The sequence below is a fragment of the Paenibacillus lactis genome, assembly GCF_017873605.1.
GTDB classification, from domain to species: Bacteria; Bacillota; Bacilli; order Paenibacillales; family Paenibacillaceae; genus Paenibacillus_AQ; species Paenibacillus_AQ lactis.
This window is the reverse complement of sequence record NZ_JAGGKI010000019.1, coordinates 31241-45329: the sequence shown is the minus strand read 5'-3', so window position 1 is coordinate 45329 and position 14089 is coordinate 31241. Positions and strand designations below refer to the sequence as shown.

16 protein-coding genes and 1 tRNA gene are annotated in these 14089 nt (G+C 50.7%); 9 read left to right on the top strand and 8 right to left on the bottom strand.

The window, feature by feature from the left end; translation table 11 throughout:
* Positions 1 to 316: 316 nt before the first annotated feature.
* On the top strand, positions 317 to 880 hold the full coding sequence (locus J2Z18_RS25015) for a dihydrofolate reductase family protein (RefSeq protein ID WP_210095537.1): 564 nt from the start codon (positions 317 to 319) through the stop codon (positions 878 to 880).
* Between the two features lie 392 nt (positions 881 to 1272).
* Here J2Z18_RS25015 and J2Z18_RS25010 read toward each other — a convergent pair.
* Positions 1273 to 1345: transfer RNA gene (locus J2Z18_RS25010), tRNA-Val, on the bottom strand.
* A gap of 141 nt (positions 1346 to 1486) precedes the next feature.
* Here J2Z18_RS25010 and J2Z18_RS25005 point away from each other — a divergent pair.
* Both J2Z18_RS25005 and J2Z18_RS25000 read left to right on the top strand, forming a co-directional pair.
* Positions 1487 to 1750 (top strand): hypothetical protein, encoded by a 264-nt coding sequence (locus tag J2Z18_RS25005; protein WP_007129596.1) that lies wholly within the window; start codon positions 1487 to 1489, stop codon positions 1748 to 1750.
* 377 nt (positions 1751 to 2127) lie between these two features.
* Complete coding sequence (locus tag J2Z18_RS25000) at positions 2128 to 2571, top strand: GNAT family N-acetyltransferase (RefSeq protein WP_007129598.1); 444 nt, start codon at positions 2128 to 2130, stop codon at positions 2569 to 2571.
* 65 nt (positions 2572 to 2636) lie between these two features.
* On the opposite strand, the gene J2Z18_RS24995 is transcribed toward J2Z18_RS25000, so the two are convergent.
* Both J2Z18_RS24995 and J2Z18_RS24990 read right to left on the bottom strand, forming a co-directional pair.
* Entirely contained in the window at positions 2637 to 2870 is a 234-nt protein-coding gene (locus J2Z18_RS24995) for a DUF3892 domain-containing protein (protein ID WP_007129599.1), read from the bottom strand.
* 142 nt (positions 2871 to 3012) lie between these two features.
* A complete protein-coding gene (locus J2Z18_RS24990) occupies positions 3013 to 3750 on the bottom strand; it encodes an MBL fold metallo-hydrolase (protein ID WP_007129600.1) in 738 nt (245 codons plus the stop codon).
* Between the two features lie 228 nt (positions 3751 to 3978).
* Here J2Z18_RS24990 and J2Z18_RS24985 point away from each other — a divergent pair, with 228 nt between their 5' ends.
* Entirely contained in the window at positions 3979 to 4533 is a 555-nt protein-coding gene (locus tag J2Z18_RS24985) for a hypothetical protein (RefSeq protein ID WP_007129601.1), read from the top strand.
* Between the two features lie 98 nt (positions 4534 to 4631).
* Complete coding sequence (locus tag J2Z18_RS24980) at positions 4632 to 4955, top strand: DUF1292 domain-containing protein (protein WP_007129602.1); 324 nt, start codon at positions 4632 to 4634, stop codon at positions 4953 to 4955.
* 170 nt (positions 4956 to 5125) lie between these two features.
* On the opposite strand, the gene J2Z18_RS24975 is transcribed toward J2Z18_RS24980, so the two are convergent.
* The 3 genes from J2Z18_RS24975 to J2Z18_RS24965 form a co-directional block, all read right to left on the bottom strand.
* Positions 5126 to 5962, bottom strand: coding sequence for an endonuclease/exonuclease/phosphatase family protein (locus tag J2Z18_RS24975; RefSeq protein WP_007129603.1), 837 nt, complete (start codon positions 5960 to 5962; stop codon positions 5126 to 5128).
* 320 nt (positions 5963 to 6282) lie between these two features.
* On the bottom strand, positions 6283 to 7758 hold the full coding sequence (locus J2Z18_RS24970; protein ID WP_210095536.1) for an aminotransferase class I/II-fold pyridoxal phosphate-dependent enzyme: 1476 nt from the start codon (positions 7756 to 7758) through the stop codon (positions 6283 to 6285).
* 163 nt (positions 7759 to 7921) lie between these two features.
* Entirely contained in the window at positions 7922 to 8551 is a 630-nt protein-coding gene (locus J2Z18_RS24965) for a YktB family protein (RefSeq protein WP_007129605.1), read from the bottom strand.
* 267 nt (positions 8552 to 8818) lie between these two features.
* Here J2Z18_RS24965 and J2Z18_RS24960 point away from each other — a divergent pair, with 267 nt between their 5' ends.
* Together J2Z18_RS24960 and gnd are read left to right on the top strand one after the other, a co-directional pair.
* A complete protein-coding gene (locus tag J2Z18_RS24960) occupies positions 8819 to 9415 on the top strand; it encodes a YkzI domain-containing protein (RefSeq protein WP_007129606.1) in 597 nt (198 codons plus the stop codon).
* A 223-nt stretch (positions 9416 to 9638) separates the two neighbouring features.
* Positions 9639 to 11048 (top strand): NADP-dependent phosphogluconate dehydrogenase, encoded by a 1410-nt coding sequence (gnd, locus tag J2Z18_RS24955; RefSeq protein WP_028405207.1) that lies wholly within the window; start codon positions 9639 to 9641, stop codon positions 11046 to 11048.
* Positions 11049 to 11090: 42 nt separating this feature from the next.
* Here the strand turns inward: gnd and J2Z18_RS24950 are convergent, their stop codons facing one another.
* A complete protein-coding gene (locus J2Z18_RS24950) occupies positions 11091 to 11453 on the bottom strand; it encodes a hypothetical protein (protein WP_007129608.1) in 363 nt (120 codons plus the stop codon).
* Between the two features lie 223 nt (positions 11454 to 11676).
* On the opposite strand from J2Z18_RS24950, the gene J2Z18_RS24945 reads away from it, so the two are divergent.
* On the top strand, positions 11677 to 12189 hold the full coding sequence (locus J2Z18_RS24945) for a shikimate kinase (protein WP_028405209.1): 513 nt from the start codon (positions 11677 to 11679) through the stop codon (positions 12187 to 12189).
* Positions 12190 to 12313: 124 nt separating this feature from the next.
* Here J2Z18_RS24945 and J2Z18_RS24940 read toward each other — a convergent pair whose 3' ends face one another.
* Positions 12314 to 12619, bottom strand: coding sequence for a rhodanese-like domain-containing protein (locus J2Z18_RS24940; RefSeq protein ID WP_007129610.1), 306 nt, complete (start codon positions 12617 to 12619; stop codon positions 12314 to 12316).
* Positions 12620 to 12795: 176 nt separating this feature from the next.
* Here J2Z18_RS24940 and aroA point away from each other — a divergent pair, with 176 nt between their 5' ends.
* On the top strand, positions 12796 to 14088 hold the full coding sequence (gene aroA / locus J2Z18_RS24935; protein WP_210095535.1) for a 3-phosphoshikimate 1-carboxyvinyltransferase: 1293 nt from the start codon (positions 12796 to 12798) through the stop codon (positions 14086 to 14088).
* Position 14089: the final 1 nt, after the last annotated feature.

Below are 14089 nucleotides of genomic sequence, written 5' to 3'. Positions count from 1 at the left end.
AATCCCCTCTTCTTATCAAACCTATGGCTGTAAGGAAAAATAGAAGGGATTACTTGACCTGAAATAACTTATAACGGAGATACAACTGAAGGAGATTGAAAGGATAAAAAGCTGCCCTTAGGCGGCTTTTTCTTTTACATAAGAACGCAGGAAGAAGGTGTATGATATGATTCCGTTGCCGAAGAGCGTTGGGTTTATAATTTATTTGGGAAATGCAGGGATCGACTTCTCGATGTCGAAATACCAAATACCAATGAGTGAGAATCAAATCGGCTCCATGTTGTGGAAGTACTGACCATTAGAAGGGTGGTATCCTATGATTGAACTGGTGTATCATGTTGCCGTAACTGCTGATCTGTTCATTGCGGACAAAAATAGCGTTGCGGATGATTCCGTATTTCTGTATGCGGATGACGGCGGTGATTTCTTCGAAAGTGTCCGGCAGTATCATGCTGTATTGATGGGTAGAAAAACATATGAATATGGATTTCAATATGGATTGAAGCCGGGTGAACCTTCCGGAATTGCGCAGGCGGCTCATCCTGGACTGAAGCATTATATTTTCTCGAATCAAATGGAATTTGAATCCAATGAGCAAGTGGAGCTTGTCAAAGAGGATGTGGTGTCGTTTTGTACGAGGCTAAAACAGGAAACTACGGATCAGCAGAAAAAAATATGGTTATGCGGAGGAGGAAATCTGGCCGGAAAGCTCCTCGACCACCAATTGATTGACACGTTGATTTTGAAGGTCAATCCCATCATTCTTGGTGAAGGCATTCCGTTGTTTGGAGCCAGCAAGAAGAAAATCAATTTGAAATTAACTGACATCAAGTCTTATGAAAGCGGAGTGATCGTGCCTACTTATCAGATTATATATTGAGAGTCTGTATGCACCAGAAAGAGCTGCGCTATACTTACGAGTGCTGAATTTGTAAATACAAAGGAAGTACAACTTTAGCTTTATCTAGTGCCCTTCTACTCCTTGACGGGAAATCGTGTGTCATATAAAAAAAGCACCTAATCGGGTGCTTTTTTTATGGGATTTGATTAACGGGATGAGTGATGTGTCAACTTACCGCGCAAACATATCAGGAAAAGAACCTGCCATTCACCCGGATCGACAAATTTGTTTGAGATATGGGGTAAAGCCCAATGAACAACAGATTTACTTTACCCTCAATAAAACCCTTTCGGCACCAATTCGACATTTCTGGACTGGTGAGTGAATGAGATAAAACAAAAGAACCCTTGCTACGCAAGGGCTCTCGGTGATGATCTGTAGTGGGCTCGAACCACTGACCCCCACCCTGTCAAGATGGTGCTCTCCCAGCTGAGCTAACAGATCAGAAATAAAATAAAAAATTGAGGTAATTCATATATTACCAGCAGACAAGCTGGCTGTCAACGGTTTTTTCGTTATAAAATAGGACGTTTCGGTTCAGACTAGGAAAAGTGCCATTTTTCCATAAACAGGAGCGTGAATTCCATGAAACAAGCAGCTTACTTCAGCATGAATCGAATCGCGGTTGCTGCTGTAACCCTAACCACCATCGCAGTCGTCAGCGGATGCAGCGTTCCGGAACGGACGTCGGTTCAGCTTGAGCCCTTGAACTCGCCTTCGGCTCCCGTTCTGCTGGATGTATACAGCCGTTCGGTTCAAAACGAAGTATATTCAAGGGATGGGGAGCTTCGTCCCGAACCGATGTCAACGCTTGAATCCGATCCAACGCTGCCCGAGCTGACCCATTGATTCCGTTTGGCATCAATCGTTCATCAGAGGAGCGGTAGTCCCGCTACTCGATCGGTTCCTTGTCATAACGTGCAAGCGCGGATGTTCGGTAACCGCCGGCCACAAGGCTGGCGGCCGCAATTTAACCAAGTTATCTATTCCTCATCCCATTTGCGGGAGTAACCCTTCTTTATTGCCCAGAATACTGGAAAAATGATGAGGACGGCAATGATAGCGGCTACAAAAATCGTGCCTCCGATTCCCATGCTCGGCCTAGCTCCTTTCTAAGAAGACGTTAGCTTCTACTATACAGGAAATCAAATCTTTTGTATAATATTTCGATCTGATAAAGATAGAGGGTTCCGATAGACGAATCTACATAAAGAGGTGTGAATCAAGTGGCAGCAGAGATTATTAATGTGACGACCGAGGAGCAGCTGGAGCAAGCACTGGACATCCGTAAAGATGTGTTCGTGCTGGAGCAGAAGGTGCCGATTGATCTGGAGATTGACGATTATGACCGGTTGGATGCGGAGGCCTGGCATGTATTGATCAAATCGGAAGGGCAGTATGCCGCAACCGGCCGTTTGACCTACTATAATAAGGATTCGGCGAAAATGCAGCGGATCGCCGTCCGCAAGCCGTTCCGCTCCAAAGGCATCGGCCGGGTGCTGATGATGGCATTAGAAACGCAGGCTCGGGAGCTGAAGCTGCCTTATGCAGTGCTGGATGCCCAAGTACAGGCAGAGCCGTTTTACCGTAAGCTCGGATACGAGACGATATCGGATGAACCGTTCGACGATGCGGGGATTCCCCATGTTCGGATGAAAAAAGAGCTGTAATCCTGCTCATCCCTGGCATGAAGAAGAGGCCCAGCGTTGGATCGCAGGGCCTCTTTATCGATCTTTTAGAATGTCGGCAGATTGTCCAAATTGTTGCTTGGATCGCCATCGGCATTCGAACGGAGATGCTCGTCACCGTCACGTCCGCGAAATACATTCACATTCTTGATTTGTTTATTCTTCGCCATTTGCTGGGCTGTTTTGTAATCGACGACCGTTCCGTCCTCGAGCTTCAGCTCGACGATATCGCCATCGCCGTTTTTCCGTACGCCTACGACTTCTTGAGAATTGTTTTCCATGATATATCGCCTCCCGGGTATAGAGTTCCCGGGTCCGATCCTATCTATGCACCCCAAAACCATGCAGTATTCTGAATCTTCCGTCGGTCTGCTGCGGATATTCAAGCCTCAGACAGCTTGGAATCTCTTTTCCCGTTTCGACCTATAACTCGTAGATGCGCTGCTGCTCCAGAAATTCCATCAATCCGGTCTTGCCGATATAATCTTTGGCATTGTCCCCATAGTGCATTAGATAAGTGCGTTCTTGAATATTCTCCGGCAGACTAAGCAGCTCCTCCAGCGTGGTGTGGACCTCGCCCGGCCCCTGCAGCTGACACTCATGCAGAATTACCTCGCACCCCCGGTCCTGTACCAGTGTACGAAGCAGCGCAGGATCGAATACCATATCGGCGCTGTAAAAAATCCGTTCATTCAAATAAAGCGAATAGCTGCTCTTCCCCGGGATATGCCGGGTTTGAATCAGCTCCACGGACAATCCGGACGAAATATCCGTCTTTACCCCCGGCTTCAGCGGATGGACGTCAAAGATATCGTCCAGCGAGGTGATTTGACCTTCTTGATACATGCCGCCCCGCAAGGTGTTCTCCCACAGCGGCTGGACAAGCGCTTCGCCGATGTAGAGCGGAAGCTTGCGCTTGTATTGCAGCTTTGTGATAAAAGCAAGCTCCTCCAAACCGCCGACATGGTCCCCATGAATGTGGGTGATCAGCACCGCATCGATGTCATTGAACGTAGCCCCGAGCTGGTGCAACGCCATAGGGGCTGTAATCCCGCAATCGACCATCAGCGTATACCCGTTGTCATCAATCAGCGCGTTATTGTTGTAGTACTGCTTGGCAAACGCACCGCCGGTGCCAAGCATTTGCAATTTCAAAGTCAATGTGCGTAACCTCCTGATGTATGATGTGAAAATCCTGGCAAGCTACTTTATATTGTACCGAAACCAGGGCGGAAGTACACGGTCTTTAAATACCTTCTTAGGCGGTAGTTTCATCAACAAAATTAGACAAATTTTTTTCCACAAACTGCTGGACAGAGCGCAACTTGTTATTTGGGTTGTAGTATACACATATAACAACATGATGAGCTATTGGGGGGAACGGATAAGATGAAGTGGAAGAAAGTGATGGCGTGCGTTCTGGTCCTTTCGTTAATGGGTGGCAGTACGCTTTTATTTGCGGATTCCGTACAAGAGCGTGTCCGGGTATGGCTCAACGGACGCGAATTAAAGGACGGCGGTTATGTGATCGACGGCAAAACCTACGTGCCGGTGCGGGAGTTTGACGGTGCCGTGGACTGGAATTCGAAGACAGGTAATGTCGAAGTGATTAAACCTAATGTGCATATTTTCCTGTTCAAAGGGGACACTGTATTCGGGAACGTCAACAGGGGCAAGCTGAAATTCAACGTATTCAGCCAGGTCGACAGCCTGAATAACGATATCCATGCGGTGAAGGTTGCGATCGAAGACCCATCCGGTCATGTCAAGGATATTCAATCCCAGGTCGTTCAAGACCGGAAGGACAATTTTTGGTTCCGCACCTATGATTTTACGTATGACTTTAAAACGTCAGGCAAATACTCGGTCGGCTTTTATGTCCAGGTTAAACCCGATTCCGGCTTCGTCAAGGTTGCCGAAAAGGTGATCACGGCGCTGAACTAAACGCAGGTTGTGGCCGCCTCAGGAAAAATTGACCTGAAGAAGCCTTACGTGATACGATACGAAAGTATGATAATTTAACCCGAAGTGAGGTTTTTTCAATGAGCGAACACAAACACGAACACGGAGATGCTTGCGGCTGCGGTCACGATCATGACCACGACCATGATCATGAGGAGTTTGTGCTTACATTGACGGATGAGCAGGGCAAAGAAGTGGAAATGGTTCTCGTAGAAACCTTTGATGTGGGCGAGAAGCTTTATGCACTGCTGCTTGAGCGCGACAATCCGGAAGCGGACGGCGTCATCCTGCGTATGGAAGAAGAGAACGAGGAAATGGTTCTTTACAATATCGAGGACGAAGCGGAATGGAACGAAGTAGAGGCCGCTTATAACGAGCTGGTCGCTGCAGCGAATCAGGAATAATATCCGCATAGGAGCAAGAAAGCAGGCTGCCTCTGGGAGATCTCCCGGAAGCGGCCTGTTTTTGCGTTCGATAAAGGAACCGGATTTCATCCTGGTATGCGCCGCTCTATGCGTTCACTCCATCAGGTTAGTGATAAGTATTTGTGCCACACCTCCAGATTACAGTATCGTTAATGGCCGCCCTTTCTTGCGAAGACGACCTCCGTCACGATCGGCAAATGATCTGATGCCTCTGTGTGGATGACACGCTGGTTTGCGTGCGAAACGCCGGGAGAGGTTAAAATATAGTCAATCGTCACCGACGGGTTGCGAACCGGAAAAGTATAGGCGTCCTCGATGCCTTGGAAGCTGTCGACGAATAAGCCGCTGTTCAGCAATAGCCCAACTTCCTCGCTTGCAGGCTCGGCGTTCAGATCACCAAGCAGCAGGGCCGGACCATCGGAGGCGGAGGTCGAAGCGAGATCGACGATTTCCTGCGCCTGCGCCAAACGGCTCGTTACATCAAGGCCAAGGTGCGTGTTATATACATTGACATGGACTCCTCGTACATTGATCACGGCATGCAATACACCGCGTTGCTCCTTGCCGAAGCTGCTAAGCCATACGTTTTCGGACTTCAGGATCGGATATTTGCTAAGAATCGCGGTTCCGTACTGACGGTTCTCAGTCTGTCCTTCGGCTGGAGCCAAATCCAGGTTTGCCCCGTAAGCATAATGATAGCCAAGCAATTCAGCCAATTCTTTGGCTTGATCCTGGAAGCCGCTTCGCTCCCCATAGAACCGGTCCACTTCCTGCAGACCGACGATGTCCGCTCCGGCATCCCGGATGACTCCTGCAATCCGTTCGAGACTTAATTGATTATCCAGGCCGACGCCATGGTGGATGTTGTACGACATAACGGTTGCCGGCACCTTGCCTCCATATCCGTTGTCCGCGGCCTGAGCGCCGAATGGAAGCATGGACATAAGCAGCAGGGCAGTGAAGAGCGAAACTACTTGTTTTTTCATCAACAAATCTCCCTTCTATGAATAGATGCTGGAAGAACAAATAACCATGATATGGATGGATGAAGCGGTTCCAAACTTATTATACATCGCTACTGTAAATGCCGGATGAAATTGGATAGAGGGAGGGGAAAATTGAGGAGAAGGACATAGCCTTCCGTTAAGCAAAGCCCTCGGGTGATTCAAACGGCCAGTGTCATTAGCCCGTGTTATTTGCAAAAAGGAGAGACTATGGTCCCTGATCACGCTGGTTAAATGGATGGTAAAGGACAAAAACCCGGAGCAAACCTGCTCCGGGTTAGACTAGCGTAAAATAAGTTTCATTAGAAGATCGGATCGGCTTCTACAATAACCTTAACATTCTGAATGCTGCGGTCCTCAGGGCCTTTCACCGGGAGTCCGACCTCGACGTGATCGATAATGTAGTCGATGTTTTCCTGGGAAATAACTTCACCCGGCAGCAGGATCGGGATTCCCGGCGGATAGACATAAATAAATTCGGCGATGATCCGTCCGGCCGATTCTTTAAATGGAATGATCTCGGTGTCCCCGTAGAAGGCATCGCGCGGGATAAGCGACAGCTGCGGAATCTCCGGTGTCTTCACAACAAGCTCATTGATTTCATTCACATGAATATATTCGTTGGACAGCTCGCGCAGAGCGGTCAGCAGCGTATCGATCGTATCCCGGTTATCCCCCGGGGTAATGAGGCACAGGATGTTGTACATATCGCTGAGCTCTACTTCGATATTATAATGATCGCGGAGCCAGTTCTCGGTCTCGTACCCGGTAATGCCCAGATGGCGGACATGGATCGTCAGCTTGGTCGGGTCATAGGAGTAAGTCGCCTCGCTGCCCAGAATTTCATCCCCGAAGCAATATAGCCCCTCAATCTCGTTGATCTGACGACGGGCATACTGTGCGAGCTCGATCGTTCTCGCAGCCATTTCCTTCCCGTGCAGCGCCAAATTGCGGCGTGACGTATCCAGCGATGCAAGCAGGATATAGGAGGTCGAGGTCGTCGTCAGCATGCTGATGATGGTCTGCACCCGATACGGATTAATATAGCCGTTCTTCGTGTTGACGTTCAGCACCGAGCTTTGCGTCATGGAGCCGCCGAGCTTATGGACGCTGGTCGCAGCCATGTCGGCGCCTGCTTCCATAGCGGACATCGGAAGCTCTTCATGGAAATGGATCAGCACGCCATGTGCTTCGTCCACCAGAACCGGCACGTTGTAGCTGTGGGCAAGATCGACAATTTCCTTCAGATTGGCGCTGACGCCGAAATAGGTCGGGTTGATGACTAAGACGGCTTTGGCGTCCGGATGGCGCTTCAGTGCTTTGCGCACCGAGCTGATCGTAATCCCGTGGTCGATCCCGACGTTGGGGTCCTGAGCCGGGGATACGAATACGGGCTTGGCCCCGGTGAAAATGATGGCGGACAAAACGGATTTATGCACGTTGCGGGGAACGATAATTTTATCCCCCGGGGCACATACGGACATGATCATGGTCATGATCGCCCCGCTTGTCCCTTGTACGCTGAAAAACGTATGGTCCGCGCCAAAGGCGTCGGCGGCCAGCTTCTGGGCCTCTTCGATAACACCGGTAGGCTGATGCAGGTCGTCCAGCGGCGCGATGTTGATCAGATCTATGGAAAGGGTGTTATCCCCTATAAATTCTCTAAACTCGGCATCGGTGCCTAAGCCCTTCTTATGCCCCGGAATGTGAAATTGAACCGGGTTTTTGGCCGCGTGTTCCTTGAGTGCGGTGAAGAGCGGTGTACGGCTATGGTCCATTGACGCTGTCACAACCTTTCCTTATGTGTATGGTTAATATTTGTCGGTTACTGCTTTTATATAAGCAAAATTGAGTATAGCAAAATGGGGGGGGAATGCAAGAAGTTTTCAAGCACGAAAAAAAGAGCTGCTCAAGCAGCCCTTTCGAATGATGATCCTGCGATCAAAACGACATTTTGTAAAGCGGCAGAAGCGTCTCGAAGGTCTCCTGGACCTTCTCCAGCAGCTTGTCCCCGCTCAGCTTGACCGCTTCCTCGCGCGGGATGCGAAGTCCGCACATCACTTCAGCCTTCTTGACCTCCTTCAGCTTATGAATAAGCTTCTCGAAGTCGCCTTGGCTCATCGATTGATGGGGCGTTCCCTCGGGGTTCATATGGTCCATAGACCAATAGAAATGACCCGGCAGCGCTTTGATCGTCTTCTTCAGCTTCGCTTCAAGGTTGGCTGCGAACACGGCTTTGTTCGGGCTTTCGTAAATGATCGCAAAAATAACAAACAGATGCGTGCCGAAGAGACCCACTTCAAAATGAGGGAGCGCTTTGTAGCCGCGCTTATTGGCAGCCCAGGCGACCCATGTATCGATCGGGGGGTTAACCTTGCGTCTGGCATGCTTCGCAACATGAACGAACATGTCCTCGCCTGCGAGAGCGGAAACAAGGGGGGCCAGCTCCGCTCCGATCAACTCCAGCTTTGGCCGAACGTGCTCGATGAGCGCTTCCATTCGAGCTTCGAGCCCAGGGACGGAGAATACGTCGAAATCTTGATCGTTAAATCCTGTGAACGCTGTTGTCATCTATGTGAAATCCTCCTGTTAAGTATCTTCATATGACCTATACTAGCTCTTTCCAATACCTTATTATACCATAGCTGACCCGTACTTCCCGCATGATGGGCATAAGCTTCACTGTAATTTCATCTGGGGAAAAATAGTCAATAAACCAAGTTACCGTTACATAAGATGGAGTATAAGATATAGATAAGACAACGTCAAAAAGCTGTGCAAGAGGGGGAATCTTCACCGTCGTTTTGTGATCGGTAGTAAACCGGAGGAGGGAGTGCCGTGAATAAGAGCGAGGAAGTGGAGTATTGCAACCTGGAGCTCCGGTTTGATCGCCGGCATATCCAGGACCTGATCAAGGAACTGATCCAAGAAGGATACTCACTGTATTGGAGCGAGAATGAGTCGCAGTTTATCATATCAATCCGGACAGGACGCAAGCTGGTAAAGCTTCGGTTTCAGCGCACAGGCAGCGGGTTTAAACTGGTCGGCGATTACATGATCCGGGATCCGAGGCTGGCGGAATGGATGGAGAAGCTGATCGAGAATACCCGAGGGCACGCTGTCGTCAAACGCTTCAAGGACCGGCAAATTTTAATCGAAAATATACTGTTCGGCGAAGTTATCCGCCTTGTGGAGATTACGGGCTATCGCCAGCGCGTCCTGTTCCAGAAGGGGACGCCGATGACAGAGCAGGAAATGATGCGATTATTCGAATCGGACGAAGGGGAACGAAGACTGCTGCTGTGCAGGCTGGAGACCGATGATGAGCTGGAGAAGCTGTATGAAGCGATGCAAGCGGGCGACAAGGAGAAGATCATGAGCTGCAAGCAGAGATTGAAGGAGCTTGCCTTAGAGCTGATGAGGCTTGAGTGGTAAGTCCCATTTTCATAGTTCCATGCCAAAAGCACGAACAACACTCCGAGTCAAAAGGGGTGTTTTCGCGCGCGTTCGCAGGTGATCCCCTTGAAGCCGGCGATCGACGTTTTTGTTACAGGGGTTCACTTCTCCACAGAAAAACGTTAAAATGAGAATAATGTAATCATCCCGATAGGGATTGGGTTGCTTATAAAATATACTGGAGTAAAGGATGGAGAACCAGATGTCAAAACAACAAATCGGTGTCATCGGCCTTGCTGTCATGGGTAAAAACCTGGCCTTGAACATCGAAAGCAAAGGTTTTACCGTTTCTGTATATAACCGCTCTCCGCAAAAAACGGAGGACATGCTGAAGGAAACCGTCGGCAAGCAGGTTAAAGGCACCTATTCGATCGAGGAATTCGTGGATTCCCTTGAGAAGCCCCGCAAAATTCTGATTATGGTTCAAGCCGGACAAGCTACGGATGCTACCATCGAGCAGCTGATCCCGCACTTGGACAAAGGCGATATCATTATCGACGGCGGTAACGCCTACTTCCCGGACACGCAGCGCCGCAGCAAGGAATTGGCCGAGAAAGGCTTTAACTTCATCGGTGCTGGGGTATCCGGCGGCGAAGAAGGCGCCCTGAAAGGTCCATCGATCATGCCTGGCGGACAAGAAAGTGCATACAAGCTGGTTGAGCCGATCCTGACGGCCATTTCCGCTAAAGTGAACGATGAACCTTGCTGTACATATATCGGTCCTGACGGTGCCGGACATTATGTGAAGATGGTTCACAACGGCATCGAGTATGGAGATATGCAGCTGATTTGTGAAGCATACCAATTGCTGAAAGACGTGCTTGGTCTGAATGCGAAGGATCTTCATGAAATCTTCACGGAATGGAATAAAGGCGAGCTCGACAGCTATCTGATCGAGATTACCGCCGACATTTTCTCCAAATACGACGAAGAAACAGGCAAGCCGATGGTGGATGTCATCCTGGATACAGCCGGACAAAAAGGCACGGGCAAATGGACAAGCCAAAGCTCCCTGGATCTTGGCGTGCCGCTCTCTATGATTACGGAATCCGTATTCTCCCGCTTCCTTTCCGCGATGAAGGACGAGCGCGTTGCGGCAAGCAAAATTTTGAATGGTCCGAAAACCGCTCCATTCGACGGCGACAAAGCGGAATTTATCGAAAATGTCCGCAAAGCGCTGTTCGCAAGCAAAATCGTATCTTACGCGCAAGGCTTCGCTCAGCTCCGCGTTGCATCCGATGAGTACGGCTGGAATCTGCAGTACGGCAATCTTGCTAAAATCTGGCGCGGCGGCTGCATTATCCGCTCCCGCTTCCTGCAGAACATCACGGACGCTTATGAGAACAATCCGGAGCTGAAGAACCTTCTGCTCGATCCGTTCTTCAAAGAAATTATCGAATCGTACCAAGATGCATGGCGTAAAGTCGTGGCATCCGCGGTATCGCTCGGTATTCCTGTTCCTGGCTTCTCCAGTGCGCTGGCTTACTACGACAGCTACCGTACGGCGAACCTTCCGGCGAACCTGCTTCAGGCTCAGCGCGATTACTTCGGGGCGCATACGTTCAAGCGTGTAGACAAGGAAGGAACGTTCCACTACAACTGGATGGAGTAATTGTCCATGGCAAGATGAGCTTGTCGTCTCACCAGGAGGAGGTCAATTCCCCTCCTCCGCCGGAGGGAGAAGCTGAGGTTTGCGGACCGGAGAGGGGGCTAACGCCTCCTGCAGCTCCGAAAGTCCGTGCATGGCCTCCAGCAGGCAAGTGCGAATGTCGCCGCTTTGGGCGTGGACATGGCTTCCGCTTCCGAACAGGAGCAGTGCGGCTTCGCAATAGCTGTAGAAGTTTTGCAGCAATCGTGGCTTTGAAAGATCCAGCAGGGCTGGATCCTTCGAAGCCACTTTTTTTTGTACAAAATGCAGCACCCAAACCACATCCTCTCTGCATAGAGGATAGGAGGGATCGAGGATCCGGCGGATACGCAAGGGCGCCGAAGCGATCGAGGAACGGTGGTCGGACATATGGACGCGGTTCCTCCTTTCTTTCATTCTTGTATTCTTCCATTTCAGTATATGATCCGGATGTCCAAACTAGACTTTCTGTTAGATTTATCAGTTACCCTTACTAAAGCGGCGTGTTGTTCAGTAAGCCAGTAAGCCAGTAAGTCAGATCCATTGTCGAAAGTTTTCGGGCTATGGTATGATATGAACAACTTTATAGTGAAGCAGCAAATGGGGTGTAGCATTGAATACAAGGAGCGGGAACATCATCTTGATCGGGATGATGGGAACGGGGAAGTCAACCGTAGGGCGTCTCGTCGCCGATCATCTGAACTATTCGCTGGTCGATCTTGATGCCGAGATTGAGAGAATGGCCGGTAAAAGCATTCCGGATATATTCGCAGCGGACGGAGAGGGCTGTTTCCGGGATATCGAGACGGCGGCGCTTCGCGAGGTGCTGCATCGGACGAGCCAGATCATCGCTACCGGAGGGGGAGCGGTGCTCCGTCCCGAGAATTGCGAGGCGATGAAGCGGGGAGGCTGGGTCGTCGCATTGACGGCGGATGCCGATACGATTGTGGAACGGGTCCGGGGCGATGCCAACCGGCCGCTGCTTGCGGGCAATGTAGAGGAGCGAGTGCAGAGCATCCTAATGGAAAGAGCCGATAAATATCGTTTTGCCGATCTGATGGTGGATACCGCAGGGCTGACGGCGGATGAAGTCGCGGCTGAGATTTTAATGCATTACCGCGGCTAAGATGATCAGTGCTGGTCGGATGATAAAGAGCCTGTTCCAGGGAAAATGTGAAGTGTTCTAGCGGGAGAGACAACAAGGCGGGGGAAACTGTAGCTTCCCCCGCCTTCCTGCAGACAATGAGCGGCTACTCCTCTTCATGCCACTGAAGCATGCCGCCTTTCAGGTTGATCACATTATGAATTCCTTGATGGCTCAGAAATTCGCACACATGCTGGCTGCGTCCGCCGCTGCGGCATATAATGACGACCTCTTCATTTCGAGGGATCTCATCGAGCCTGGCGGGGATTTCGCCCATCGGGATATGCTTGGCGCCGTTGATCATGCCGGCTGCCACTTCCTCGTCTTCCCGGACATCGATCATGTACACTTGCTCGCCGTTGTGAAGACGGCGTCTAAGCTCAGAAGTTTCCATCTGGGGAATCGGTTTCATCAGTTGACCTCTTTTCTGCAAAATGATAACGTCCCGAGCAAACGGGCCGCCGGAAAATTTAAAAGTGATATGAACAATGATAACCAAGCGGCGATTTCTCTGTCAATCGACTGCCTTAGGATCATTTGGAAAACAGCGTACAAGCGCTATACTATATACAAGGAGAGATACATATTATGGATATCATTGTAAGGCCTACTCCCAAACTACAAGGCGAGATCGGGGCGTTGTCGTCCAAAAACTACACGACGCGCTACCTGCTTGCAGCCGCGCTGGCCGAAGGAACGAGCACGGTTTATTATCCGGCTCACAGCGAGGACAGCGATGCGATGAGACGCTGCATCCAAGATCTTGGAGCCGTCCTCGAGGAGGACGATGAGAAGGCGGTCATTACCGGCTTCGGCAAATCGCCGCGAAACGTGAAGGAATTGAATGTAGGGAATGCCGGAGCGGTGCTGCGTTTCTTAATGGGCGTAGCGGCTTTGTCCGAAGAGGTTACGTTTGTAAACACATATCCGGAATCGCTAGGGAAGCGTCCGCATGATGACTTGATCGATGCGCTCGGGCAACTGGGCGTACAGGTGGAGCATAATGACGGGAAGCTGCCGATCACGATTCGCGGAGGCAGCCCGAAGGGCGGACGCATTACCGTCTCCGGCGAGGTCAGCTCGCAGTATTTGAGCGCCCTGCTGTTCCTGACGCCGCTGCTTGCCGAGGACAGCGAGATTACGGTGACCGGGGATCTGAAGTCGAAGGTGGTTGTCGGTCAGACGCTGGAAGTGCTGGAGCAGGCCGGGATTATGATCCATGCGGACGAGGACTACATGTTCTTCCGGGTTCCGGGCGGCCAGTCCTACAAAGCGCAGATCTACACGGTTCAAGGCGACTATCCGGGTTCCGCCGCAGTCCTTGCCGCAGCAGCAGTAACGGAATCGGACGTAACGATCCGCAACCTCGCGGAGGACAGCAAGCAAGGGGAGCGCGCGATCATCGACGTGCTCCGCATGATGCAGGTTCCTCTTACGCACGAGAACGGCAATGTGCGCGTCCAAGGGAACGGGCGGCTCAAAGCGCTGGAATTTGACGGGGACACGGCGACGGACGCGGTGCTGGCGATGGTGGCGGCCGCCGTGTTTGCTGAAGGCACCTCCCGTTTTTACAATGTTGAGAATCTTCGGTACAAGGAATGTGACCGAATTACGGATTATTTGACGGAGCTGCGAAAGGCAGGCGCTAATGTGGAAGAACGTCAAGCTGAGATTATCGTTCACGGCCGTCCGGAAGGCGTCGAGGGCGGTGTCGAAATTAATGCCCACTATGATCACCGCGTAATTATGGCTTTGACGGTGGTGGGGCTTCGCTCCAAGCAGCCGCTGCGAATTCGGGACGCGCATCATGTCGCCAAATCCTACCCGCAGTATTTCGATCATCTGAAGGCGCTTGGGGCCGATGTGGAATGGGTAAAATAAG

What these genes read in the sequence shown, in the direction of transcription:
- J2Z18_RS24985 (WP_007129601.1), top strand. Translation starts at nt 3,979, where the DNA reads ATGAAGTGGAAGAAAGTGATGGCGTGCGTTCTGGTCCTTTCGTTAATG.
- aroA (WP_210095535.1), top strand. Translation starts at nt 12,796, where the DNA reads ATGGATATCATTGTAAGGCCTACTCCCAAACTACAAGGCGAGATCGGG.
- J2Z18_RS24940 (WP_007129610.1), bottom strand. Translation starts at nt 12,619, where the DNA reads ATGAAACCGATTCCCCAGATGGAAACTTCTGAGCTTAGACGCCGTCTT.
- J2Z18_RS24980 (WP_007129602.1), top strand. Translation starts at nt 4,632, where the DNA reads ATGAGCGAACACAAACACGAACACGGAGATGCTTGCGGCTGCGGTCAC.
- J2Z18_RS24975 (WP_007129603.1), bottom strand. Translation starts at nt 5,962, where the DNA reads ATGAAAAAACAAGTAGTTTCGCTCTTCACTGCCCTGCTGCTTATGTCC.
- J2Z18_RS24950 (WP_007129608.1), bottom strand. Translation starts at nt 11,453, where the DNA reads ATGTCCGACCACCGTTCCTCGATCGCTTCGGCGCCCTTGCGTATCCGC.
- J2Z18_RS25015 (WP_210095537.1), top strand. Translation starts at nt 317, where the DNA reads ATGATTGAACTGGTGTATCATGTTGCCGTAACTGCTGATCTGTTCATT.
- J2Z18_RS25005 (WP_007129596.1), top strand. Translation starts at nt 1,487, where the DNA reads ATGAAACAAGCAGCTTACTTCAGCATGAATCGAATCGCGGTTGCTGCT.
- J2Z18_RS24995 (WP_007129599.1), bottom strand. Translation starts at nt 2,870, where the DNA reads ATGGAAAACAATTCTCAAGAAGTCGTAGGCGTACGGAAAAACGGCGAT.
- gnd (WP_028405207.1), top strand. Translation starts at nt 9,639, where the DNA reads ATGTCAAAACAACAAATCGGTGTCATCGGCCTTGCTGTCATGGGTAAA.
- J2Z18_RS24970 (WP_210095536.1), bottom strand. Translation starts at nt 7,758, where the DNA reads ATGGACCATAGCCGTACACCGCTCTTCACCGCACTCAAGGAACACGCG.
- J2Z18_RS24965 (WP_007129605.1), bottom strand. Translation starts at nt 8,551, where the DNA reads ATGACAACAGCGTTCACAGGATTTAACGATCAAGATTTCGACGTATTC.